This is a genomic window from Hydrogenophaga sp. (assembly GCF_030373225.1).
Lineage (GTDB): Bacteria > Pseudomonadota > Gammaproteobacteria > Burkholderiales > Burkholderiaceae_C > Hydrogenophaga.
The window spans coordinates 60,050-84,462 of the sequence record NZ_JAUCZG010000003.1 but is presented as its reverse complement, the minus strand read 5'-3'; the positions used below and the strand labels follow the sequence as shown (position 1 = coordinate 84,462).

Genomic DNA, 24,413 nt, shown 5'->3' with positions numbered 1-24,413 from the left:
GTTTCAGAGCCTCCAGAGAACTTGAACGGCCCAACCCAGGCAGGACAGCAGCCAGACCATGGTGAACACGTGCAGCACCAGGCGAATGCCTGCGGGCTTGACGTAGTCCATCCAGATGTCGCGCATGCCGACCCACACGTGGTAGGTCAGGGCGAGGAAAACAGCGAATGTGAGGGCCTTCATCCATTGCGCGGCAAAGATGCCGGCCCAGCCCTCGTAGCCCAACGGGCCGCTGGTCAGCAGCACTTGTGCCAGCACGACGAGGGTGAACAGCGCCATGATGGCGGCCGTGATGCGCTGCGCAAGCCAGTCGCGCAAACCGTAGTGGGCGCCGGTGACGACGCGTTTGGAACCGTAATTGACAGACATCTTGTGGGTCCTTGAGTGGGTTCGCGGGATCAGTAGAGGCCGAACAGCTTGGCGCCGAGCACAACGGTCAGGCCGATGCTGACCACCAGCGTGAAGATGGCGGAAGACTTGCCGAATTCCTTGGTGACGGCGTGGCGCGCATCCATGTAGAGGTGGCGCACACCGGCAATGAGGTGGTGCAGGTAGGCCCAGATCAGCGCCAGCACCACGAGCTTGAAGAACCAGCCCGGCACGAAGCCCACACCGGCCGAGAAGGCCGAGCTGAAGCGCGCGAAAGAGATCTCCGAGGAGACCGAGGTGTCGAACAGCCAGACGATCAGGGGCAACAGGATGAACATCAGGCCGCCACTGGCGCGGTGCAGGATCGACACCCAGCCAGCCGGGGGCAGGCGGTAGGTGGTGAGGTCCTTGAATGCGTTGATGTTGCGGAACTCGGGCCGCTTTTTGGTCAACTCGGTCATGGTGGGGCTTTCTTGCGCAGGGGAGATGCGGGAAGGGGTGAAGGTGATGTAACGCGTTGGTAACCGTGGCCACCGGGTGTCAAATTCTATTGCAACGCACCATACCGAACGCTGACATTGTCTGCAGGTACAGGGCTATCAAGGGCATAGCAAGGTGCGATTCAGCTCAGTTCGTTGCGATAGTGACGGGCATCGGTGCGGTAGAGGCCGCGCCGCAACTCCATCGGTGTGTCGTTGTAGGTGAAGGCCAGGCGCTCCACGCTGAGCAGCGGGGCTCCTTCGGGCACGCCGAGCAGGTTGGCCGCTTCGCCGTCCGCCGCAACGGCCTTGATCTTCTCCACGGCGCGCACCATGCGCACACCGAACTGGGCCTCGAACAGGGCGTACATCGGGCCCTTGTCGTCCGACAGGGTCTCGATGGTCAACCCCTTGAACGGCACGCCGGGCAGCCAGAGCTCTTCGAGGATGGCGGGCAACTGGGCGAAGCTGAGCACGCGCCTGACCTGCAGCACCGGGTCGCCGGTGCGCAGGGCGAGCTGGCGGGCCACCTCGGCGGGCGCGCGCAGTCGACGGCATTCGATGATGCGGCGTTCTGCCGGGCCCTGGTCTTCGAGCGAGCCGGTGTCGGGCAGCAGGCGCAGGAACCGGTACTGGATGTGCTGTTCGGAGTGGGTGGCCACGAACGTGCCCTTGCCCTGGCGGCGCACCAGCAGGTTGTCGGTGGCGAGCTCGTCGATCGCCTTGCGCACGGTGCCCTGGCTGACCTTGAAACGGGCGGCCAGATCGAATTCGCTCGGGATCATGTCGCCGGGCTTCCACTCGCTTGCCTGCAGGCTGCGCAGGATCAGCGTCTTGATCTGCTGGTAGAGCGGGCTGAACGCGGGTGCGGAGTGTTCGGGTGCACCCGCCTCGGTCGCGGGGCGGCCATCGGCGGGTGTTGCGTCTGAGGTGTTGAGGGGTGTCGTGGCCATGTTTGGGCGCGGGCCGGGGGCTCCGGCTGCGCGTCCAATCATATCTTATATAAGACATAAGACAAATTGACTTATCAGGGTTTGCGAGGGTACACTCGCCGACTGAGCCTGACCCGCCCGCGCGCCGTTTCTGCCCGCACCTGTCGCCTCTGTCTCGCGGTGTTTCGTCATCAGCCCCGTCCCTTCCTCTCGTCTCATTCTGGAGTTCTCACCATGCAAAAGAAGCCCGTCCGTGTTGCCGTCACCGGCGCCGCTGGCCAGATCGGTTACGCCCTGTTGTTTCGCATCGCTTCGGGCGAAATGCTCGGCAAAGACCAGCCCGTGATCCTGCAACTGCTGGAGATCCCCGACGAGAAAGCCCAGAAAGCGCTCAAGGGCGTGATGATGGAAATCGACGACTGCGCCTTTCCGCTGCTGGCCGGCATGGAAGCCCACAGCGATCCGATGACCGCCTTCAAGGACACCGACTACGCCTTGCTGGTCGGCTCGCGCCCACGCGGCCCCGGCATGGAACGCGCCGAGCTGCTCGCCATCAACGGCGCCATCTTCACCGCGCAGGGCAAGGCCCTCAACGCCGTGGCTTCGCGCAACGTCAAGGTTCTGGTGGTCGGCAACCCCGCCAACACCAACGCCTACATCGCGATGAAAAGCGCCCCTGACCTGAAGCCGGGCAACTTCACCGCCATGCTGCGCCTCGACCACAACCGTGCTGCCTCGCAGATCGCGGCCAAGACCGGCAAGCCGGTCGCCAGCATCAAGAAACTGGCCGTGTGGGGCAACCACTCGCCCACCATGTACGCCGACTACCGCTTCGCCACCATCGACGGCGCCTCGGTCAAGGACATGATCAACGACCAGGTCTGGAACAAGGACGTGTTCCTGCCCACCGTGGGCAAGCGCGGCGCTGCCATCATCGAAGCGCGCGGCCTCTCGAGCGCGGCATCGGCCGCCAACGCCGCCATCGACCACATGCGCGACTGGGCGCTGGGCACCGCAGGCGAGTGGGTCACCATGGGCATTCCGTCGCAGGGCTGGTACGGCATTCCGAAAGACATGATGTTCGGCTTTCCCGTCACCTGTGAAAACGGCGAATACAAGGTGGTTGAAGGCCTGGAGATCGATGCCTTCTCGCAGGAATGCATCAACAAGACCCTGGCCGAGCTGCAAGGCGAGCAGGACGGCGTCAAACACCTGCTGTGAACGGCTGGTGACCGCGAAGTGACCCATCCACGTTCCATTCTGCTCGGGGCTCAGGCCGGCGCGTTCGCGCTGCCGGTCTGTGACCACTACAGCGGGGTGGAGGCGCGGATGAGGAAGAGCCTCGCGCTGCAGGCCGAGATGGCCGAGGAGTTCGGCACCTGCGTGTTCGACGTGACGCTCGACTGCGAAGACGGCGCCCCGGTGGGCGGCGAGGCCGAACATGCCTTGCTCGTCACCGAACTGGCCCAGGCCGCTGCGGTCGATGCGCGTGTCGCGGTTCGCGTACACCCGGTGGACCATCCGGCGTTCGATGCCGACGTGGCCACCATCGCCGGACGCGCGGCAGAGCATCTGGCACACCTGATGGTGCCCAAGGTGGAGTCGGTGGCCGATGTGCAGCGCGCCGTGGCCGCACTCGATGCCGCGGGCGCATCGGCACTGCCGCTGCATGTGCTCATCGAGTCACCCGCCGCGGTGCACCGTGCCTTCGACATCGCCGCCCACCCCCGCGTGCAAAGCCTGAGCTTCGGCCTGATGGACTTCGTGTCCGCGCACGGTGGGGCCATCCCTGCAGACGGCATGAGCGTGGCGGGCCAGTTCAGCCACCCGCTGGTGCTGCGGGCCAAGCTGGCCATCGCCTCGGCCTGCCACGCGCACGGCAAGGTGCCCTCGCACTGCGTTGTCACCGAATTCAAGGACCTCGCCGCGCTGCAGAACGCCGCACGCACAGCAGCCCGCGAACTGGGCTACACCCGCATGTGGAGCATCCATCCCGACCAGATCCGGCCCATCCTTGCCGCGTTTGCGCCATTGGCGCGCGAGGTCGACACCGCCGCGGCCCTCATCGAGTGCGCCATGGCAGCCGACTGGGCGCCGGTGCAGTTCGAAGGTCGCCTGCACGACCGCGCGAGCTACCGCTATTACTGGCAGGTGCTGGAGCGCGCGCACCACACCGGCCTGCCGCTGCCTGAGGCTGTGCAGCCGTTTTTCAACGAGCCCGTCGAGGCGCGGCATTGAGCTTGTTCGCCTCGTTCACATCTGTTTCCTGATTCCCACGAACATCCCTTCCCACTGGAGAACGCCATGTCCAACACCTTTCTCACCGACTACCGCGCCCACACCGCCGAACGCGCGGCCCTGGGCATTCCGCCGCTGCCGCTCGATGCGAAGCAGGTTGCCGACCTGATCGAACTGGTCAAGGCGCCGCCGGCCGGGGAAGACGCGTTTCTGCTGGACCTGCTCACGCACCGCGTGCCGCCGGGCGTGGACGACGCCGCCAAGGTCAAGGCCAGCTTCCTGGCCGCCGTGGCGCATGGCGACATCGCCGTGGGTCTTGTTTCCAAGGCCAAGGCCACCGAGCTGTTGGGCACCATGGTGGGTGGCTACAACGTGCACCCGCTGATCGACCTGCTCGACCAGGAAGACGTGGCCGCGGTTGCAGCCGAAGGCCTGAAGAAGACGCTGCTGATGTTCGACTTCTTCAACGACGTGGCGGCGAAGGCCAAGGCCGGCAACGCCAAGGCGAAAGAAGTGATCGAGAGCTGGGCCAACGCGGAGTGGTTCACCACGCGCCCCGAAGTGCCGAAGTCGATCACCGTGACCGTGTTCAAGGTGCCCGGCGAGACCAACACCGACGACCTTTCTCCAGCGCCCGACGCCTGGAGCCGCCCCGACATTCCGCTGCACTACCTGGCCATGCTGAAGAACACGCGCGAAGGCGCGGCCTTCAAGCCCGAAGAAGACGGCAAGCGCGGCCCGATGCAGTTCATTGAAGACCTGAAGAAAAAGGGCCATCTGGTGGCCTACGTGGGCGACGTGGTGGGCACCGGCTCCAGCCGCAAGTCGGCCACCAACTCGGTGATCTGGGCCACGGGGCAAGACATTCCCTTCGTGCCCAACAAGCGCTTTGGTGGCGTGACGCTGGGCGGCAAGATCGCGCCGATCTTTTTCAACACGCAGGAAGACTCGGGCTCGCTGCCGATCGAAGTCGACGTGAGCAAACTCGAGATGGGCGACGTCGTCGACGTGATGCCCTACGACGGCAAGATCGTGCGCAACGGCGAGACGGTGGTCGAGTTCAAGCTCAAGAGCGACGTGCTGTTCGACGAAGTGCGCGCCGGCGGCCGCATCAACCTGATCATCGGCCGCTCTCTCACCGCCAAGGCGCGCGAGTTCCTGGGCCTGCCCGCCTCCACGCTGTTCCGCCTGCCGACCACGCCCGTGGCGACCAAGGCCGGCTACACGCTGGCGCAAAAGATGGTGGGCCGCGCGGTGGGTCTGCCCGAAGGCCAGGGCGTGCGCCCGGGCACCTACTGCGAGCCACGCATGACCACCGTCGGCAGCCAGGACACCACCGGCCCCATGACCCGCGACGAACTGAAAGACCTGGCCTGCCTGGGCTTCAGTGCCGACCTGGTGATGCAGAGCTTCTGCCACACGGCCGCCTACCCCAAACCCGTGGACGTGAAGACCCACCGCGAGCTGCCAGCCTTCATCAGCAACCGCGGCGGCGTGGCCCTGCGCCCTGGAGACGGTGTGATCCACAGCTGGCTCAACCGCCTGCTGCTGCCCGACACCGTGGGCACCGGTGGTGATTCGCACACGCGTTTTCCGATCGGCATCAGCTTCCCTGCCGGCTCCGGTCTGGTGGCGTTTGGTGCGGCCACCGGCGTGATGCCGCTGGACATGCCTGAATCGGTGCTGGTGCGCTTCAAGGGCCAGATGCAGCCCGGCATCACGCTGCGCGACCTCGTGCACGCGATCCCGCTGTATGCCATTCGCGCCGGCCTGCTGACCGTGGCCAAGGCCGGCAAGAAGAACGTGTTCTCCGGCCGCATCCTGGAGATCGAAGGCCTGCCCGATCTGAAGGTGGAGCAGGCGTTCGAGCTCTCCGACGCGTCGGCCGAACGCTCGGCCGCTGGTTGCACGGTGAAGCTCAACCCCGAGCCGATCAAGGAATACCTCACCAGCAACGTGGTGCTGATGAAGAACATGATCGCCGACGGATACGCCGACGCACGCACGCTCGCGCGCCGCATCGAGAAGGTCGAGGCCTGGCTGGCCAACCCGAGCCTGCTCGAAGCCGACAAGGACGCCGAGTACGCGGCCGTGATCGAAATCGACCTGGCCGACCTCACCGAACCCGTGCTGTGCTGCCCGAACGATCCCGACGACGCCCGGCTGCTGAGCGAAGTGGCCGGCGCCAAGATCGACGAGGTGTTCATCGGTTCGTGCATGACCAACATCGGCCACTTCCGGGCAGCCTCCAAGCTGCTCGAAGGCAAGCGCGACATTCCGGTGAAGCTCTGGATCGCTCCACCGACCAAGATGGACGCGGCCGAGTTGACCAAGGAAGGCCATTACGGCGTGTTCGGCACCGCCGGTGCGCGCACCGAAATGCCTGGCTGCTCGCTGTGCATGGGCAACCAGGCGCAGGTGCGTGAAGGCGCCACCGTGGTTTCGACTTCCACGCGCAACTTCCCCAACCGCCTGGGCAAGAACACCAACGTGTACCTGGCTTCGGCCGAGCTGGCGGCGATTGCCTCCAAGCTGGGTCGCATTCCCACCGTCGCCGAGTACCAGGCCGACATGGGCGTGATCAACAAGGACGGCAGCCAGATCTACAAGTACCTGAACTTCGACCAGATCGAAGAGTACGCGGACACCGCCAAAACGGTGTGATCGCTCGCGTCGCAGCGTCGGCGCCTTGAACGTTGAAAGCCGCTGCGACCGCAGCGGCTTTTTTCATCCTTGCGCCGCCAGCGCGCGCAACAGCCGGGCACTGGCCTCATCGGCAGGAAAGAAGGTCTCCAGCGCCAGCTCCTGCAACGTGATGTCGACCGGTGAGCCGAACACCGTGGTGGTGCTCACCAGTTGCAGCGCACCGTGTTCGGTCTGGAACTGAAACGGCATGAGCACGCCCGGGTGTTCGCCGGGCAGGGCCACGGCCTGCGTGCCCGACACATCCGGGAACGCCTGGAGTTCCTTCAGCAGGGCCATCAGCGCCGCGTCGCCGGTGGCGCGGATCTGCTGGCGCAGGCGTTCGAACAGGTGCTCGCGCCATTGCCGCAGGTTGGCGATGCGGGGCGCCAGGCCTTGCGGGTGCAGGCTCAGGCGCAGCACGTTCACCTGGCCCTGCAGCAGCTCGGGTGCAGCACCGGCGATGAGCAGCGGCACCAGGCGGTTGTGCATCACCAGGTTCCAGTGGCGGTCCATCGCCAGCGCGGGCCAGGGCGCGTGGCAGTCGAGGATGCGCTGGACGGCGTCCCGTGCCGAGGCCATCTCGGGATCGTCCAGAGGCCGCGCGCGGTACATCGGCGCAAAGCCCGCTGCCACCAGCCAGTCGTTGCGCTCGCGCAGGGGCACGTCCAGGCGCTCGACCAGGCGCAGCACCATCTCGCGGCTCGGGCTCGCGCGGCCGGTCTCCACGCAACTCAGGTGGCGTGCCGAGACCTCGGCCACGTGCGCGAGGTCCATCTGGCTGAAGCGCCGGCGCCGGCGCCAGTGACGCAGGTGGTCGCCGAATGTCACGGGTGGGGTGCTTCGGTGGGGGAGGGCAGGCGTGTTCATGACCCGCATGGTAGGTCGCCCAGGGCGGCCCCACCATGACCTGCGAGGTCATCGACGCCCTGCGCCGGCAGGCACAGCATCGGGGTTCTTCAACCACCCCAAGGAGTTCGCCATGTTCGACCTGTCCCGCCTGGGTTCGCCCGCCGTGCTGCGCCGTGTGCTGGCATTCGATGCGCTCTCGGGCGCCGCCACCGCTGCCCTGCACCTTCTGCTGGCGCCAACGCTCTCGACCTGGCTGGGCCTGCCCGCCGGGCTGTTGCAGGCTTCCGGCATGGCCATCGTTGCCTTCGTGGCGCTGGCGGGCTGGCTCGCGCTGCAGGCCCTGCCGCCGCGCGCGCCCTTGATGGCGATCGTGCTGCTCAACCTCGCCTGGGCGCTGGCCTGTCTTTGGCTCGCATTCGGCGGCGCTGTCTCCCCCACGCCGCTGGGCCTGGGCTATCTGCTGATGCAGGCGGTGGTGGTATTCCTGCTGGCCGAACTGCAATGGACGGGATGGCGCGGCCTGGCCAGGCTCCCGCCCCGGGTGCTGGCGGCCTGATGGGCACAGCCCATGAAAAAGCGGCCCGAAGGCCGCCTTTTTCTTGTCCGAAGACAGGGAACGATCAGCGTGTGCCGGTCACTTCCACGTCAACGCGGCGATCGGGCTGCAGGCAGGCCACCAGCGCGGCGGTGCGCTGGTTGCCCTTGCAGTCTTCCGCCTTGGTCACGGGCATGGATTCGCCCTTGCCCACGGCCGAGATCTTCGAGCCGTCCAGGCGACCGCTGGTCACGAGGTAGTTCTTGACAGCGTTGGCACGCTCTTCCGACAGCTTCTGGTTGTAGGCGTCCGAGCCGAGGCGGTCGGTGTGGCCTTCGACGGTCACGGTCTGGTAGTTGGCGCTGGAGAGGTCACGGGCGAACTTGTCGAGCTCGGCGCGGCCTTCGGGCTTCACGGCAGACGCGTCGAAACCGAACAGCGACTCGGCAGACATGCTCACGCGCTGGGGCACGGGTGCCGGTGCGGGCATGGGTGCCGGTGCGGGCGCTGGTGCCTGCACGATCGGTGCGGGAGCCGGTGCCGGTGCCACGTAAGGCGCAGGTGCTGCGGCCACGTAGGCGGGCTGTGCGGGTGCGCGGTTCAACGGGAACACCAGGCCCACCGTCAGCATGTCGACGTTGGTGCGGCCGTTCACGCCGTTGTTGACCCGATAGCGCTCGAGTTCGGTGCGCAACCACAGCGAGCGGCTCAGTTCGTATTGAACGCCCAGACCCACTTTGGCGTTGGCCTTGGTGTCGTTGCGGTCTTGCACGCCGGCGGCGGTGGCGCCAGCGCCACTGAACGAAGCGCGGGTGCGGCCCATGGCCACGCCAACGCGACCCAGCACCGAGAAACGCTCGGTGATCGGCAGCGTGCCGACCAGGTCAAGGTTCAGGCCGCGCATGCGCGTTTCGTTGTTGAACGGGCCGCCGAGGGTCGTGGACGAGAAAGTCGACTTGCCCAGATCGAAGTAGCCACCTTCAACCGCGATGTTGCGGTTGAACTGGTAGCCACCGAAGAGCTTGTAGCCGGTGTCTTTTTCGTCGCTGCTGAAGTTGGAGGCGGGGCCGAAGGCACCCAGCGCGCCATTGGCCACAGCGGCTTCATCCACCTTGGCGCGGGCTTCACCAGCGGACACGCCGCCGTAGAAGAAACCAGGTTCCTGGTATTGAGCGGAGGCCGAAGTGGCGACGAGCGAGAGGGTGGCGAGGGTCAGTGCGCTGAGGGCGTGACGGGTTTTCATGAGGTGCTTTCAAGAGGCGTGGAACTTCGTTTGCACGAAGGGATATCAGCAACGTGAGCGCACCGTGGGTGGCAGGCATCGCGTTGTCAGAACCGTTTTTATGCGGGTGCCTGTGCAGGGTCTGTGCGCTCGCAGACACAGTGCGGCGCGGGTTGTTTTGCCGACACAAAAGCGTTGTGTATTTGCATGCAGCGCGCGCCGGGCGTTCGCCAGCGAACAGATGTTTTTGACGCGGAACCCTACGCTCTTCAAACACCGACGAGGTTCATGCAATGGGCATGTGTTTTGTCGGTCGGACCGTGCAACTCGCGCAACCGCTCAAGCCACGGTCGCAGACTCCACAAGGAACATCTCATGAAAAAAGCACTCTTGCTGATCGCTGTCGCATCCACCTTCGTTCTGGCCGCCTGCGACCGTGAACCCGTCATCGTGAACGCGCCCGCTTCGACCGTTCCAGGTCCCGCCGGCCCTGCTGGCGCCACCGGCGACACGGGCTCCACCGGGTCCATGGGCTCCACCGGTTCCACTGGCGCGACGGGTTCCACCGGCTACACCGGCAGCACGGGCGCGACCGGTGACACCGGCGCCACTGGCGGCGCGGGCGCCACCGGCGCCACGGGCGACACCGGCAAAACCGGCGACACCGTGATCGTGTTGCCACCTGCCGAGCCAGCCAAGTAATCGGCAACCGAACCTGCACTGGAGAACAACATGAGCATTGGAACGATTCTCTTGATCGTGCTGGTCTTGATGCTGTTGGGCGTGGTGCCCAGCTGGAACCACAGCCGCAGCTGGGGCTACGGCCCCAGCGGCGTGCTCGGCGTCATCCTGATCATCGTGGTGGTCTTGCTGCTGACCGGCAGACTCTGACACCCCCGTCACCCCAGCGGGTGACTGCGTTTTCAAGAAGCCTCCACAGGTCCACCTGTGGGGGCTTCGTGCCTTGCTGGCGGGCAATTCACCACTGTCAGCGTGGGCAACCGTGCTGCTGACAGAATGATTTCGTCCCGCTCGCCCTCACCTGGAGATATTCATGGCCCCATCCGCCCGCTTTGCGCACCCGTTTGCCAACACCGTCAAGACCTTCAAGACCGCATCGGGCAAGAGCGGGCGCCTGTATTCGCTGCCGGCCCTCGCCAGACAGTTCCCCGAACTCAAGCGTCTGCCGGTGTCGCTGCGCATCGTGCTCGAGAGCGTGCTGCGCCACTGCGATGGCGAACGTGTGATGCCCGAACACGTGGCCCAGCTCGCCCGGTGGACGCCCAACGGCGAACGCACGCAGGAGATCCCGTTCACCGTGGCGCGCGTGGTGCTTCAGGACTTCACCGGTGTGCCGCTGCTGGCCGATCTGGCCGCCATGCGCAGCGTGGCTGCGCGCCTGGGACGGGACCCGAAGAAGATCGAGCCGCTGGTGCCGGTGGATCTGGTGGTCGACCACTCGGTCATGGTCGACCACTTCGGCACCAAGGGTGCGCTCGATCTCAACATGAAGCTGGAATTCCAGCGCAACAACGAGCGCTACCAGTTCATGAAGTGGGGCATGCAGGCCTTCGACACCTTCGGTGTGGTGCCCCCGGGCTTCGGCATCGTGCACCAGGTCAACCTGGAGTACCTGGCGCGCGGTGTGCACATGAAGGGCGGCCTGTACTACCCCGACACGCTGGTGGGCACCGACAGCCACACCACGATGATCAACGGCATTGGCGTGGTGGGTTGGGGCGTGGGCGGCATCGAGGCCGAGGCCGCCATGCTGGGCCAGCCGGTGTATTTCCTCATGCCCGATGTGGTGGGGTTCGAGCTCACCGGGCGCCTGCGCGAAGGCGTGACCGCGACCGACCTGGTGCTCACGGTCACCGAGATCCTCAGGCAGCACAAGGTGGTGGGCAAGTTCGTCGAATTTTTCGGCGAGGGCACGGCCTCGCTGGCCCTGCCCGACCGCGCGACCATCGCCAACATGGCACCCGAGTACGGCGCCACCATGGGTTTCTTTCCGGTGGACAACAAGACGCTGGATTACTTCCGCGGCACCGGCCGCAGCAAGGCGGAGATCGAGGCGTTCGAGGCTTATTTCCGCGCGCAGGGCATCTTCGGTGTGCCGGGAGCGCCGGGTGCTTCCATCAAGGCTGGCGAGATCAACTATTCGCAGGTGGTGACGTTGGACCTTGGCAAGGTCACGCCCAGCCTGGCTGGCCCCAAGCGCCCGCAGGACCGCATCGAGCTGGGCCAGGTGGCCAGCCAGTTCGCCGAGCTGTTCAGCAAGCCCAACGCGCAAAACGGCTTCAACCGGCCCGCCGCGCTGCTGCACACGCGCCACCAGCCGCACACCGGTGACGAGGTGGACACGGTGGCGTCCGGCGAGCCCCGGCCCACGCCAGCGGGTGCGCCGCGCTTCGTGGCCGAGATGGAGGCCAACAAACCCGCGGTGGTCACCGCCGAGGCCGCGCCCCCCGCAGCGAGCAAAGGCAGCAAGCTGAGCATCGGCAACGGCGACGTGCTGATCGCAGCCATTACCAGCTGCACCAACACTTCCAACCCGGGGGTGCTGCTGGCCGCCGGCTTGCTGGCCAGGAAGGCGGTCGAGGCCGGCCTGAAGGTCAAGCCCCACATCAAGACCTCGCTCGCCCCCGGCTCGCGCATCGTCACCGAATACCTCACGCAGACCGGCCTGCTGCCCTACCTGGAGAAGCTCGGCTTCGCGGTCGCGGGTTACGGCTGCACCACCTGCATCGGCAATTCTGGCGACCTCACCGCCGAACTCAACGAGGTCATCACCAGCAACGACCTGATCTGCGCTGCGGTGCTTTCGGGCAACCGGAACTTCGAGGCCCGCATCCACCCCAACATCAAGGCCAATTTCCTGGCCAGCCCGCCACTGGTGGTGGCGTACGCCATCGCCGGCAACGTGATGACCGACCTCATGACCGAGCCTCTGGGCAAAGGCAAAGGTGGCAAGCCGGTGTACCTGGGCGACATCTGGCCCTCCAGCGACGAGATCTACGACCTGATGAAGTTCGCCATGAACGGGCGCGCCTACCGCGAGAACTATGCACGCGTGAAGACCGAGCCCGGCAAGCTGTGGGAGCGCATCAAGGGCGTGAGCGGCAACACCTACACCTGGCCAGAGAGCTCCTACATCGCCGAGCCGCCGTTCTTTGAATCGTTCGAGCTGGCCCTGCCTGCCGCCACCGAGCCGCCCGCCGTTCGTGGCGCGCGCGTGATGGCCTTGTTCGGCGACTCCATCACCACCGACCACATCTCGCCGGCGGGCAACATCGCCGAGAACTCGCCGGCGGGTCAGTGGCTGCTGGCGCGCGGCGTGCTCAAGGCCGACTTCAACAGCTACGGCGCGCGCCGGGGTCACCACGATGTGATGATGCGCGGCACCTTTGCCAACGTGCGCATCAAGAACCTGATGCTCGCCGCCGCAGCCGATGGCACGATCGAGGAGGGCGGCTGGACGCTCTACCAGCAGGAAGGCACAGGCCACGGCCAGAAGATGAGCATCTTCGACGCTGCCATGCGTTACCAGACCGCCAGGGTGCCCACCGTGATCTTTGCCGGCGAGGAGTACGGCACCGGTTCCAGCCGCGACTGGGCCGCCAAGGGCACGCAGTTGCTGGGCATCAAGGCGGTGGTGGCACGCAGCTTCGAGCGCATCCACCGCTCCAACCTGGTGGGCATGGGCGTGCTGCCGCTGCAGTTCAAGGCCGGCGACTCCTGGCAAAGCCTGGGGCTGCGGGGGGATGAAACGATCGATGTGCTGCCGCACCCCGAGCTCACGCCCCAAAGTGATGCGCAACTCGTGATCACGCGCACCGATGGTTCGAGCCAGTCCGTCACGGTGACGCTTCGCATCGACACGCCGGTGGAGGTGAGCTACTACCGCGAAGGCGGAATCCTCCCCTACGTGCTCAGGCAATTGTTGAGCGCTTGAGCCGAATGCCGCAAAACGGCATGATGTGTTTCCAGCCGCACCAGGAGCCGTCATGCGAAAGCCTGCCTTGTACAGCCCGTCCAGCCGGGCGGGCCTCCCCACCCAGGGTGCAGGCGCCGGCGACCCGGTGACGGTCGAGGCCGACGACGCACCGAAGCCGGTGGGTCGGCTCGGGCGCTGGCGCCAGCGCGCATCGCGCGCCGCCGTGAGCCCGCGCGTCATGTGGTCGGCCATGGCCTTGCTCGCCGCCCTGCTCGTCGCCAGCGTGTGGCAGGCCGGCGTGATGGGCCCGCGCGCACTCACGCAGAAAGACATCGACGCCGCCGTGCTGCGCACCCTCACCACCCAGAACCTGCCTTCGCGCGCTGCACGTGCCGCCGAGAAGATCCGGCCTGCCGTGGTGCGCGTCATGTCTTACGGCAAGGACAGCGAGGGCAAGGAAGTGGAGCAGGGCGTGGGCACCGGGGTGGTCATCACCGACAAGGGCATCATCCTGACCAACCTGCACGTGGTGCAGTCGGCCCGCAGCGTCAGGGTGGTCTACGCCGACGGCTCCGAATCGCCCGCCACCGTGAGTGGCGCCCAACCGGAAAACGATCTGGCCGTGTTGCAGGCGCAGATCATTCCCGACGACCTCATCGCCGCCACCATGCGCTCCACCAACGACCTCGTGCCTGGCGAAGACGTGGTGGCGGTGGGCTTTCCGTTCGGCATCGGTCCTTCGGTGTCCTCGGGTGTGATCTCCGGCTTCGACCGCGCCTTCAAGTCCCCCGAAGGTGTGCAGGAGATCGGCAACCTGATCCAGTTCGATGCCGCGGCCAACCCCGGCAATTCCGGTGGGCCGCTGGTCACCATGGACGGCGAAGTGATCGGCATCGTCACCGGCATCCTCAATCCCACCAGCCACCGCACCTTTGTTGGCATCGGTTTTGCAGTGCCGATTGAAAGCGCCGCATCGGCCGCCGGCTTGCCTCCCTTCTGAACCTTTTTTCACCGCACAGGAGTTTCCATGGACCAGAATGCCGCCCCCGACACCGCCCAGCTCATGGAGCAGATCCTGTACGAAGTCAAACGCGTGGTGGTCGGTCAGGACCGGTTTCTGGAGCGGGTGATGGTGGCCATGCTGGCCCAGGGCCACCTGCTGGTCGAAGGTGTGCCGGGCCTGGCCAAGACGCTCACGGTCAAGACCCTGGCCAACGTGGTGCAGGGCCGCTTCAAGCGCATCCAGTTCACGCCCGACCTGGTGCCGGCCGACCTTGTGGGCACCCGCATCTACAACCAGAAAACAGGTGACTTCAGCACCTCGCTGGGCCCGGTGTTTGCGAACCTGCTGCTGGCCGACGAGATCAACCGCGCGCCGGCCAAGGTGCAGAGCGCGCTGCTCGAGGTGATGCAGGAGCGTCAGGTGACCATCGCCGGCGAAACCCACAAGGTGCCCAGCCCGTTCCTGGTGATGGCCACGCAGAACCCGATCGAGACCGAGGGCACCTACCCGCTGCCCGAAGCGCAGGTCGACCGCTTCATGATGAAGGTGATGGTGGACTACCCCACCGACGAAGAGGAATTCGTCATCGTCGAACGTGTCACCGGCCCGGCGGTGCAGGTGAATGCGGTGGCCACCACCGATCAGCTGGCGGTGCTGCAGGCGCAGTGCCGCCAGGTGTATGTCGATCCTTCGCTGGTGCAGTACGCGGTCAAGCTGGTGTCGGCCACGCGCACACCCGAGAAGCACGGCTTGAAGGACCTCGCCCGTTACATCACGTTCGGCGCCAGCCCGCGCGCCACCATCGGCCTGGTCGAAGGCGCGCGCGCGCTGGCCATGCTGCGCGGTCGCAGCTATGCGCTGCCCGAAGACATGATCGACCTCGTGCCCGACGTGTTGCGTCACCGGGTGGTGTTGTCGTACGAGGGCTTGTCCGAAGGCCTCACATCCGAGTCCTTGATCACGAAGATCATGAAACAGATCGCGCCGCCCGCCCGCCCGCTGGAGCACGAACAGCGAGCCGCCTGAGCCCGCCCGGACGTCCACCATGTTCTTCAAACGCCTGTTCGGACCGGATCGAAACGCCACCGGGGCGAGCGCGAATGTCGCGGGCCAGGCACTGGCCACCCCGGTGACGCAGCGGGCCGACGCCTTGCTGCGGCGCCTCGAATGGACCGTGTTGCGCAAGCTCGACGGGTTGCTGCAGGGTGACTACAAGACCCTCATGCGCGGCTCGGGCCTGGACCTGGCCGACCTGCGCGAATACCAGTTGCACGACGACGTGCGCCACATCGACTGGAACGTGACCGCGCGCCTGCAGCAGCCCCATGTGCGCGTGTTCACCGAAGACCGCGAGATGGCTGCGTGGTTCCTGCTCGACCTCAGCCCCTCGGTGGATTTCGGCTCTGGCAACCAGCGCAAGAGCCAGGTGCTGCTCGATTTCACCGCCGTGCTGGCACGCCTGATCGGGCGCCACGGCAACCGCGTGGGCGCCGTGCTCTACGGGTCGCGCGGACAACCGGTGGTGGACGCGGTGCTGCCCGCGCGCGGTGGCCGCACCCAGGTGCTGCGTTTGATGCAGATGGTGCTTCAGCCGCCGCTGAAGAAGACCGCGGTCAAGGACGGCGTGACGCAGCTCAGCGACCTGCTCAAGGCCGCGGTGTTCACCGTGCGACAGCGTGCCACCGTCTTCGTGGTGTCCGACTTCATCAGCGAGCCCGGCTGGGAGAAGCCGCTGGGCGAACTCGCGCGGCGCCACGACGTGGTGGCGGTGCGCCTGCTTGATCCGCTGGAGCTCGAGCTGCCCGACCTCGGCCTGATTCCCATCCGCGACGCGGAGACCGGAGAGCAATTGATGGTGGACACCCACGATGCCGGTTTCAGGCAGCGCTTTGCGCGCATCGCTGCCCAGCGCGAAGCCCAGTTGCGCGAGAGCCTGGCGCGTGCCGGTGTCGACACGCTGGAACTCTCCACCGACGACGACCTGGCCGAAGCGGTGGTGCGCTTCATCGACCTGCGCAAGCGCCGCCTGCGCGCCGGCCAACACGCCCAGGCCGGCCGCAGCATGCCGACCCAGATGCCCAGCCGCGACCGCAGCAGCTTTGGCGTCCCACGTGAAGGAACACGTCCATGAACATCCCCGTCACCTTTCTGTGGCCGCAACTGCTCTGGCTGATGCTGGCCTTGCCGATGCTGGTGCTGCTCTATGTGTGGCTGCTGCGCCGACGCAAGCAGGCCGCGGTGCGCTTTGCCAGCCTGGCCATCGTGCGCGAAGCCATGGGCAAGGGCCCGGGCTGGCGCCGCCATGTGCCGCCGGTGCTGCTGCTGCTGGCGATTGCCACCATGTTGCTGGCGTCCGCACGGCCCATGGCCAGCATCGTGTTGCCCTCGCAGGAGCAGACCATCATCCTGGCCATGGACGTCTCGGGCAGCATGCGCGCCGAAGACGTTCAGCCCAACCGCCTGGTCGCCTCGCAGAACGCCGCCAAGGCCTTCCTCGCAGAACTGCCGCGCCATGTGAAGGTCGGCATCGTGGCCTTTGCCGGTTCGGCCCAGGTGGTGCAGCCCATCACGCTCAGCCGCGAAGACCTGGTGACCGCGATCGACAAGTTCCAGTTGCAGCGCGCGACCGCCATCGGCAGCGCCATCGTCGTGTCGCTCTCCGAGCTGTTTCCCGGCCAGGGTTTCGACATCGGCGCCATGACCTACAACCGCAACAGCGACCCGTTTGCGCCGCAAGGTCGCGCCATCGACCAGCCCAGGACCGAGCCCAAGGCGTTCGTGCCGGTGGCACCCGGCTCCTACAGTTCGGCGGCCATCATCCTGCTGACCGACGGCCAGCGCACCACCGGCGTGGACACCGCCGAAGCCGCCAGGATGGCCGCCGACCGCGGCGTGCGTGTGTACACCGTGGGTGTGGGCACGGTGGACGGTGAAGTGATCGGTTTTGAGGGCTGGTCCATGCGGGTGCGCCTGGACGAGGACAGCCTGAAGGAAGTGGCCCGCACCACCCAGGCCGAGTACTACTACGCCGGCACCGCCGACAACCTGAAGAAGGTGTATGAAACGCTGAGCACGCGCCTGACGGTGGAGAAAAAGGAAACCGAGATCGCCGGCCTGCTGGCCCTGGTCGCGTCCATCCTGGCGCTGTTCGCGGCCGGTCTGTCGGTGCTGTGGTTCAACCGGATCCTGTGAGGGCGCAGCCGGTCGCCACCGGCACAATCCGGGCATGAACCCACAAGTGATCGTTGCCGGGGGCGGCATTGGCGGACTGGCCGCAGCGCTGGCCCTGGCGCGCCGCGGCGTGCCCACCGTGCTGCTGGAGCAGGCATCGGCCTTCGGCGAGGTCGGGGCCGGACTGCAGCTCGGCCCCAACGCCACGCGCGTGCTGGCCGACTGGGGCCTGAGCGACGCAATGCAGGCCTGTGCCGCGTTTCCCGACGCATTGAGGGTGCGCGATGCCCACCGCGGCACCGAGCTCGGGCAATTGCGTCTGGGTGCCATGGCCCTGGCGCGCCACGGTCAGCCGTACGCCACCTTGCACCGCGCCGACCTGCACGCGTTGTTGCTGGCGGCGGTGCAGGCACATGGCCTGACCGGACTGCACCTGAACACGCGGCTGGTGTCTTTCGAAGACTCGGCCAACGGTGTGAACGCCGCGCTGGACGGTGGCAGCGCCCTGCACGGTGCCGCGCTGCTGGGCTGCGACGGCCTCTGGAGCCGCGTGCGCGCGCAGCTGCTCGGTGAGCGGCCCGTGCGGTCCAGCGGGCATCTGGCTTACCGGGGCATGGTGCGTGCGGCCGATCTGCCCACGGCGCTGCGTGCCAACGTGGTCACGGCCTGGCTCGGCCCACGCATGCACGTGGTGCACTACCCGGTGCGCAGCGGCCACTGGATCAACGTGGTGGCGGTGGTGCACGGTGTGCTGGGTCGGGGTCACGGGGGAGCGCCGGAATCGGACCCGCGGAGCTGGTCTCACGAGGCCCGGTCGGCCGACCTCGTTCGCGCGCTCGGTCCGGTCTGCAGCGACCTGCGGGCCATGATCGACGCCGTGCCGGGGTGGTCGCTCTGGGCCTTGAACGACCGCCCTGCCATGACCGGTGCCCACGAACACGCGCAGGGCCGGGTCGCGCTGCTGGGCGACGCGGCCCACCCGCTGCGGCCCTACCTGGCGCAGGGCGCGGCCATGGCCATCGAGGACGCCTGGACACTGGGTCGCCTGCTGGAGTCCACCCCGGCGCCCATCGACTGGACATCGGTCCTGGCCCGTTTTGCGAACACCCGCTGGCAGCGCAACGCGCGGGTGCAGCAGCAATCGCAGCGCAACGGCAGCATCTTTCACGCCACCGGCCTGGTGCGCTGGGGCCGCGACACCGCCATGCGCCTGCGGGGCGAGGCTTTGCTGGACAATCCATGGCTCTACGGCGGGCCGCCCGAGCCGGCGCAAGACCCGATCCCTTCACCCCACCCCAAGAGGAAGACATGACCCAGACCTTCGCCCGACCCAACCGCCGCCATGCACTCGCTGCCGCCGCCGCCCTGGTGGCTGCCACCGTGTTGCCCACCGCCCAGGCCCAGGCCAGCTGGCCGAGCCGGCCGCTGAAGATCGTCGTGGGCTTTCCTGGCGGTTCTTCGCCCGACCTGATGGCGCGCCTGCTGGCCGAGCCGCTGTCGCAGGCGCTGGGCCAGCCGGTGGTGATCGAAAACCGGCCGGGTGCGGGCGGCAACATCGCCGCCGCCCAGGTGGCGCGTGCCACCGACGACCACACCATCGGGTTGATGATCAACGGCAACATGACGATCGCGAAGATCCTCAACCCCGACACCACCTACGACCCGCTGAAGGACCTCACGCCGGTGTCGCTGATCGCGGTGGCGCCGCTGGTGCTCAGCGCACCCGCCGGCAGCCCCACCGGTGCGGCTTTCTTCGAGGCGGCCCGGCAGTCGGGCACCCGCTGGAACTACGGCACGCCCGGCGTGGGCACGGTGGCCCACCTGGGCATGGAGCTGCTCAAGAGCCGCGCCGGCATTGCGCCGGTGCATGTGCCCTATCCCGGCAACCCGCAGGTGATCACCGCCCTGCTGGGCAACCAGATCCAGATGTCGCTGCTGCCGCCCGGACTGGCGATGGCCCAGGTGCGTGCCGGCAAGCTCAGCGCCATCGGCGTCACCTCGGCTGGCCGCAGCAGCGTCGTGCCCGAGCTGCCCAGCCTTAGCGAAGCCGGTGTGCAAAACCTGCAGCTCGAGATCTGGAATGCGGTGGCCGCGCCCAACAGCCTGCCCAAGGCGCATGTGAACCGGCTCGCCGCGCTGCTGACCGAGATCGTTCGCCGAGAAGACATTCGCCAGAAGATCTTTGCGCAAGGCTGGCAGGTGGCGGGCACCTCGCCCGAAGGTCTGCGCCGGCGCATCGAGAGCGACACCGCGGTGATGGCCGACGTGATCGCACGAAACAACATCCGGCCCTGAGCGCCTGGAACACCGCCGCGCCCACGCACCGGGAGTGAATCGGCTGGGTGTGCTGGCGCACGTTCAACGTCGCCTGGGCGACTGTTTGCGGGTATTCCCGCTGACCTCCTGCAAGCCGTCGCTGGATAACCGAAGCGCGGTTCGCACGCTGAGTGCGAAACCGCTTTCGCCCATCCAACAACGACAGGAGACCAGTGTGAAAACACAGAACAGATTTCGCTTTGCGGTTCTTGCAGGCGCGGCCTTGCTCGCGGCATGCGGTGGTGGAGACGACCCGGTGGTGGTTGTGCCACCGCCTGTGCCAGAAGAAACGCGGGCTCAGGACAGCCGGACCTTCGCGCCGCAAGACCCCAGTGCCACCACCTTCGATGCGATGGCGGGTGTGACCGTCGGCACCGACCGGTGGGCTGGTGTGCTCAACGGCGCGGCCTACCGCGTCGAGGTGCCGGCCACCGGGTGGAACGGCAAGCTCGTGATGTACGCCCATGGCTTCCGCGGCGAGGGACCGGCGCTCACCGTGTCCGACCCGAGCATCCGTCGCTACCTGATCGAGAGCGGCTATGCCTGGGCGGCCTCGAGCTATTCGACCAATTACTACGATGTGCGCGCCGGGGTGGAGGACACCAATGCGCTCGCCCTGGCCTTCAACAACATCGCCGCCGCCAATGGACGCACGCTGGCCGCGCCGGACCGCATCTACATCACCGGCCACTCCATGGGTGGGCATATCACAGGTGCCGCCATCGAGGCTGAGGCCATGGCCACCGCCAGGAACAAGGTGAGCTACCACGGTGCCGTGCCCATGTGTGGCGTGATGGGCGACGCCGAACTGTTCAACCGCTTTGCCGGCATGCAGGTGACGGCCCAGGCGCTGGCTGGGGTGCCGAGTTACCCGACCGACAAGTGGTCGGAGATCGCGGGCCTGGTCACCAGCACGCTGTTCACCACCTTTCCGACGGCGCCAACCGCGCAGGGCGTCAAGTACCTCTCGGTGGTGGAGAACCTGACTGGAGGTGAGCGGCCCTTGTTCGACCAAGGCATTGCCTTTGGCGGCAGCTTCCCGTCGGCTTATGGCACCTTCGGCAGCGACGGTACCGTGACCGGCATCCTGAACCGCAACGTGCTCGACACCAACGCCTTGACCTATGTCATCGAAGGCGACGTGGACGGCTCCGCTGCGTTGAACCTCTCGGCGCAGAAACTGACGGCCGCGCCAGATGCGAACCGCTTGCGCCGTGACGGCCTGCGCTGGATTCCCGCGATCAACGGGGAATTCAGCATTCCCGTGGTGTCGATCCACACGCTGGGCGACTTGTTCGTGCCCTTCAGCATGCAGCAGGTGTACCAGCAGCGCGTGGCGGCCAAGGGCAATGACAACTGGCTGGTGCAACGAGCGATTCGTGGTGCCAGCCATTGCGACTTCACCGTGGCCGAGCAGGTTCAGGCATTTCAAGACATGGTGCTCTGGGAGCAGACCGGCGCCAAGCCGGCCGGCGACGACGTGATCACGCCGGCCACCGTGGCGGACCCGGCCTACGGCTGTGCGTTCACCAACAACAACATCGGCGTGGACGACGGCGCTGGCGTGCAACAGTTGCGCGGCGGCATTGCAAACACCACGCCAGCCTGCCCGGCGCCGATCTGAAGACCCGGCGACAGTTGTTTTCGTCGCCATGAAAAGGCCGTCGCAAGACGGCCTTTTTCCTGGGAAAGGCGGGCGGCGCGTCACGCCTCACAGCGAGGTGCGCAGCCGCCAGATCTCCGGGAACAGCACCACGTCGAGCATCTTGCGCAGGTAGCTCACGCCGCCGGTGCCGCCGGTGCCGCGCTTGAAGCCGATCACGCGTTCGACCGTGGTCACGTGGCGAAAGCGCCAGAGGCGGAAGGCGTCTTCGAGGTCGGTGAGTTCTTCGCCGAGTTGGTACAGGTCCCAGTGCGCCTTGGGGTTGCGGTACACCTGAAGCCACGCCTGTTCGACCGCGTCGCTGGCCTCGTAGGGCTGGGTCCAGTCGCGCTGTGTGTGGCTCTCGGGCACCGGCAGGCCGCGTCGCGCGAGCAGCCGCAGGGCCTGGTCGTACAGCGAGGGCGCAACGTGGGCTGCCTGCACCACGGCCAGTCGCTCGGGGCTGTGCGCGTGGGGTTTGAGCATCGCGGCGTTCTTGTTGCCCATGGCGAATTCAATGCAGCGGTACTGGTGGCTCTGGAAGCCGCTGGATTGCGCGAGGTAGGGGCGCAGCGCGCTGTACTCGGGCGGTGTCATGGTGGCGAGCACGTCCCAGGCGTGCACCAGCTGCTCCATGATCTTGCTCACGCGCGCGAGCATCTTGAACGCAGGCTGCAGCTCGTCGGCGGCGATGTGCCCGATGGCCGCGTGCAGCTCGTGCAGCATGAGCTTCATCCACAGTTCGCTGGTCTGGTGCTGGATGATGAACAGCATCTCGTCGTGCGCGGGCGACAGCGGCTTCTGCGCGCTCAGGATGTTGTTCAGCTGCAGGTAGTCGCCGTAGCTCATGTCGCGGCTGAAGTCGAGCTGGGCGCCTTCCTCGCGCACGATGTCTTCGGGTTTTGGCATGTCACTGTCCCGTTCGCCCTGAGCCTGTTGAAGGGAGAACTGTGTGGTGAGGGCTTCGACAGGCTCAGCCCGAACGGTGGAGATCAGGTCACCGCGTTCTTCTGGTTGAATTCGGCGCGTTTCCACTCGCCACTCTCCAGGACTTGTTTGAGGTGTTCGACCGCGTTCCACACGTCTTCGAAACCGATGTACAGCGGCGTGAAGCCGAAGCGCAGGATGTCTTTGTGTTTTTCCGAATCGCCTGCGCGGTAGTCACCGACCACGCCGCGTGCGATGAGGGCTTGAACGATGGCGTAAGCGCCTTCGTCCCTGGTCAGGCAGACCTGCGAACCGCGTTGCGCATGGTCCAGCGGCGTGGCCAGGCCGATGCCGTGACCCTGGCAGCGCTCGTCCACCAGCGCGATGAAGAGGTCGGTGAGTGCGAGCGACTTGCGGCGCAGCGCGGCCATGCCGCCGTGGACCTCGGCCGCCAGCAGCGTGTCGACGCCGCAGTCGAGCGCGGCCAGGCTGATCATGGGTTGCGTGCCGCACTGGTAGCGCGTGATGCCGGGCGCGGGCTGGTAGTCGGGGGTGAAGGCGAACGGTGTCGCATGGCCCCACCAGCCTGCCAGCGGCTGCCAGAAGCGGTCGGTGTGGCGCGGGTTCACCCACACGAAAGCGGGCGCGCCCGGTCCGCCGTTGAGGTACTTGTAGCCGCAGCCCACGGCATAGTCGGCACCGGCGGCGGTGAGGTCCACCGGGACCGCGCCGGCGCTGTGCGCCAGGTCCCACAGCATCAGCGCGCCGGCCGCGTGGGCGGCTGCGGTCACGGCGGGCATGTCGTGCATGGCGCCGGTGCGGTAGTTGACGTGGGTGAGCATGAGCACGGCCACCTCGGACGTGAGCGCGGCGGCCAGGTCCTCGGGTTCAACCAGCACCAGTTCGAAGCCGCGCTCCTTGCACAGCGCTTCGGCGATGTAGAGGTCGGTCGGGAAGTTGCTGCGCTCGCTCACGATGCGCCGGCGTTGCGGGTGGTCGGCGGTGCAGAGGTTGAGTGCGGCCGAGAGCACCTTGAAGAGGTTGATGGAGGTGCTGTCGGTGGCCACCACCGTGCCGGGTGCAGCGCCGATGAGGCGCGCGATCTTGTCGCCCACGGCCTGCGGCATGGCGAACCAGCCGTTCTTGTTCCAGCTCTGGATCAGGTCGACGCCCCATTCCCGGGTGACCACATCGGCCACGCGGGCGGGTGCGCTGCGCGGCATCACGCCGAGCGAATTGCCGTCGAGGTAGATGGTGCCCGCGGGCAGCAGGAACAGGTCGCGCAGGCTGCGCAGCGGGTCTTGCGCGTCGAGCGCGCGGCAGTCCTGGAGGGTGGTTGTCATGGTGGTGTATCCGTTCGCCCTGAGCCTGTCGAAGGGGGCGAGTTGATTGGGAGGGGGCTTCGACAGGCTCAGCCCGAACGGTGGTGGGTTCAGCCCGAATGGTGATGGGTGAAGAACGCCTCGGATTCAGAGTTCCCGCAGGATGGCGCGCACGGGGCTGGCGTCGGCGGTGGTGAGTTTCAGGGGCAGGGCAATCAGCTCGTAGTCGCCTTCGGAGACGTCGTCGAGCAGCAGGTTTTCCAGCACCCGCAGACCGCGCCGGCGAATGGCCTGGTGGCTGTCCAGCGTCTTGCTGCTGGCCGGGTCGATGCTGGCGCTGTCGATGCCGATCAACAGCACGCCGAGGTCGGCGAGTTGCTCCACCGTTTCAGGCGCGAAGGCGGGCAGGTCGTTGTCGAAGGCGTGCTGCGGCTGTCGTTCGTACACACGCACCAGCACCCGCTCGGGCAGATCGGCCATCGCATGGGCGAGGTGTTCCGGCCGCACCAGTGGCCCGCAGCCGATGGCGTGGATCACGCGGCAGGGCCCCAGGAAGGGTTCCAGAGAGACTTCGCCGATGGCCGCGCCGTGGGCGTCGTAATGCAGCGGCGCGTCGGCGTGCGCACCCACGTGCGGTGACAGCGTGATGGCGCTCACGTTGACCGGGCAGCCCGGTCCGATGGTGGCGGCCCAGTGCTGTGAGTAGGCGGTGTCGCCTGGAAAGACCGGAGCGCCGGCGTGCACGGGTGGGGAGATGTCCCAACGTTTTTTCATGGTGCGGTGAAG

Annotated in this window: 22 protein-coding genes; 14 read left to right on the top strand and 8 right to left on the bottom strand. The window is 66.7% G+C overall.

The features are described 5' to 3' along the window. Nucleotides 1–3: 3 nt before the first annotated feature. From sdhD to QUV35_RS02595, 3 genes are all read right to left on the bottom strand, one after another. Complete coding sequence (gene sdhD / locus QUV35_RS02605; RefSeq protein ID WP_300870619.1) at nt 4–369, bottom strand: succinate dehydrogenase, hydrophobic membrane anchor protein; 366 nt, start codon at nt 367–369, stop codon at nt 4–6. A 29-nt stretch (nt 370–398) separates the two neighbouring features. Next, nucleotides 399–830: a succinate dehydrogenase, cytochrome b556 subunit gene (gene sdhC / locus QUV35_RS02600; protein WP_300870618.1), complete on the bottom strand. Its 432-nt coding sequence runs from the start codon at nt 828–830 to the stop codon at nt 399–401. Nucleotides 831–991: 161 nt separating this feature from the next. After that, nucleotides 992–1,801: a GntR family transcriptional regulator gene (locus tag QUV35_RS02595; RefSeq protein ID WP_300870615.1), complete on the bottom strand. Its 810-nt coding sequence runs from the start codon at nt 1,799–1,801 to the stop codon at nt 992–994. A 213-nt stretch (nt 1,802–2,014) separates the two neighbouring features. Here QUV35_RS02595 and QUV35_RS02590 point away from each other — a divergent pair, with 213 nt between their 5' ends. The 3 genes from QUV35_RS02590 (at nt 2,015) to acnB (ending at nt 6,682) form a co-directional block, all read left to right on the top strand. Further along, nucleotides 2,015–3,001, top strand: a complete 987-nt coding sequence (locus QUV35_RS02590; protein WP_300870613.1) for a malate dehydrogenase — start codon at nt 2,015–2,017, stop codon at nt 2,999–3,001. 18 nt (nt 3,002–3,019) lie between these two features. Further along, nucleotides 3,020–4,018, top strand: a complete 999-nt coding sequence (locus QUV35_RS02585) for an aldolase/citrate lyase family protein (protein ID WP_300870611.1) — start codon at nt 3,020–3,022, stop codon at nt 4,016–4,018. A gap of 66 nt (nt 4,019–4,084) precedes the next feature. Then, nucleotides 4,085–6,682, top strand: a complete 2,598-nt coding sequence (gene acnB, locus QUV35_RS02580) for a bifunctional aconitate hydratase 2/2-methylisocitrate dehydratase (RefSeq protein WP_300870609.1) — start codon at nt 4,085–4,087, stop codon at nt 6,680–6,682. Nucleotides 6,683–6,745: 63 nt separating this feature from the next. Here the strand turns inward: acnB and QUV35_RS02575 are convergent, their stop codons facing one another. After that, the gene (locus tag QUV35_RS02575) at nt 6,746–7,579 is read right to left on the bottom strand and encodes a helix-turn-helix transcriptional regulator (protein ID WP_300870608.1); all 834 of its coding nucleotides are present in this window, start codon (nt 7,577–7,579) and stop codon (nt 6,746–6,748) included. 103 nt (nt 7,580–7,682) lie between these two features. Here QUV35_RS02575 and QUV35_RS02570 point away from each other — a divergent pair, with 103 nt between their 5' ends. After that, nucleotides 7,683–8,108, top strand: a complete 426-nt coding sequence (locus QUV35_RS02570) for a hypothetical protein (RefSeq protein WP_300870606.1) — start codon at nt 7,683–7,685, stop codon at nt 8,106–8,108. Nucleotides 8,109–8,172: 64 nt separating this feature from the next. Here the strand turns inward: QUV35_RS02570 and QUV35_RS02565 are convergent, their stop codons facing one another. Continuing rightward, nucleotides 8,173–9,330, bottom strand: coding sequence for an OmpA family protein (locus QUV35_RS02565; protein WP_300870605.1), 1,158 nt, complete (start codon nt 9,328–9,330; stop codon nt 8,173–8,175). A 354-nt stretch (nt 9,331–9,684) separates the two neighbouring features. On the opposite strand from QUV35_RS02565, the gene QUV35_RS02560 reads away from it, so the two are divergent. The 10 genes from QUV35_RS02560 (at nt 9,685) to QUV35_RS02515 (ending at nt 21,360) form a co-directional block, all read left to right on the top strand. After that, nucleotides 9,685–10,011 (top strand): hypothetical protein, encoded by a 327-nt coding sequence (locus tag QUV35_RS02560; RefSeq protein ID WP_300870603.1) that lies wholly within the window; start codon nt 9,685–9,687, stop codon nt 10,009–10,011. A 30-nt stretch (nt 10,012–10,041) separates the two neighbouring features. Next, entirely contained in the window at nt 10,042–10,200 is a 159-nt protein-coding gene (locus QUV35_RS02555; RefSeq protein ID WP_300870602.1) for a DUF3309 family protein, read from the top strand. Between the two features lie 163 nt (nt 10,201–10,363). Continuing rightward, on the top strand, nt 10,364–13,264 hold the full coding sequence (locus QUV35_RS02550) for an aconitate hydratase (RefSeq protein ID WP_300870601.1): 2,901 nt from the start codon (nt 10,364–10,366) through the stop codon (nt 13,262–13,264). Between the two features lie 52 nt (nt 13,265–13,316). Beyond that, nucleotides 13,317–14,246 (top strand): trypsin-like peptidase domain-containing protein, encoded by a 930-nt coding sequence (locus tag QUV35_RS02545; RefSeq protein WP_300870600.1) that lies wholly within the window; start codon nt 13,317–13,319, stop codon nt 14,244–14,246. A 27-nt stretch (nt 14,247–14,273) separates the two neighbouring features. Next, a complete protein-coding gene (locus QUV35_RS02540; protein ID WP_300870599.1) occupies nt 14,274–15,275 on the top strand; it encodes a MoxR family ATPase in 1,002 nt (333 codons plus the stop codon). Between the two features lie 19 nt (nt 15,276–15,294). Then, nucleotides 15,295–16,380 carry a DUF58 domain-containing protein gene (locus tag QUV35_RS02535; protein ID WP_300870597.1) on the top strand — a complete coding sequence of 362 codons (1,086 nt, stop codon included), beginning with the start codon at nt 15,295–15,297 and terminating at the stop codon, nt 16,378–16,380. Continuing rightward, complete coding sequence (locus QUV35_RS02530; RefSeq protein WP_300870596.1) at nt 16,377–17,441, top strand: VWA domain-containing protein; 1,065 nt, start codon at nt 16,377–16,379, stop codon at nt 17,439–17,441. The genes QUV35_RS02535 and QUV35_RS02530 overlap by 4 nt, the downstream gene beginning before the upstream one ends. A 34-nt stretch (nt 17,442–17,475) precedes the next feature. Further along, nucleotides 17,476–18,732, top strand: a complete 1,257-nt coding sequence (locus QUV35_RS02525) for an FAD-dependent monooxygenase (protein ID WP_300870594.1) — start codon at nt 17,476–17,478, stop codon at nt 18,730–18,732. Continuing rightward, on the top strand, nt 18,729–19,715 hold the full coding sequence (locus QUV35_RS02520; RefSeq protein ID WP_300870592.1) for a tripartite tricarboxylate transporter substrate binding protein: 987 nt from the start codon (nt 18,729–18,731) through the stop codon (nt 19,713–19,715). Before QUV35_RS02525 ends, QUV35_RS02520 begins: the two co-directional genes overlap by 4 nt. A 244-nt stretch (nt 19,716–19,959) precedes the next feature. Further along, the gene (locus tag QUV35_RS02515) at nt 19,960–21,360 is read left to right on the top strand and encodes an alpha/beta hydrolase (protein ID WP_300870795.1); all 1,401 of its coding nucleotides are present in this window, start codon (nt 19,960–19,962) and stop codon (nt 21,358–21,360) included. 87 nt (nt 21,361–21,447) lie between these two features. On the opposite strand, the gene kynA is transcribed toward QUV35_RS02515, so the two are convergent. From kynA to kynB, 3 genes are all read right to left on the bottom strand, one after another. Then, nucleotides 21,448–22,287, bottom strand: a complete 840-nt coding sequence (kynA, locus tag QUV35_RS02510; RefSeq protein WP_300870591.1) for a tryptophan 2,3-dioxygenase — start codon at nt 22,285–22,287, stop codon at nt 21,448–21,450. Between the two features lie 83 nt (nt 22,288–22,370). Beyond that, nucleotides 22,371–23,648, bottom strand: a complete 1,278-nt coding sequence (gene kynU, locus QUV35_RS02505) for a kynureninase (protein WP_300870590.1) — start codon at nt 23,646–23,648, stop codon at nt 22,371–22,373. Nucleotides 23,649–23,774: 126 nt separating this feature from the next. Further along, nucleotides 23,775–24,401 (bottom strand): arylformamidase, encoded by a 627-nt coding sequence (gene kynB / locus QUV35_RS02500; RefSeq protein WP_300870588.1) that lies wholly within the window; start codon nt 24,399–24,401, stop codon nt 23,775–23,777. Nucleotides 24,402–24,413 lie beyond the last annotated feature (12 nt).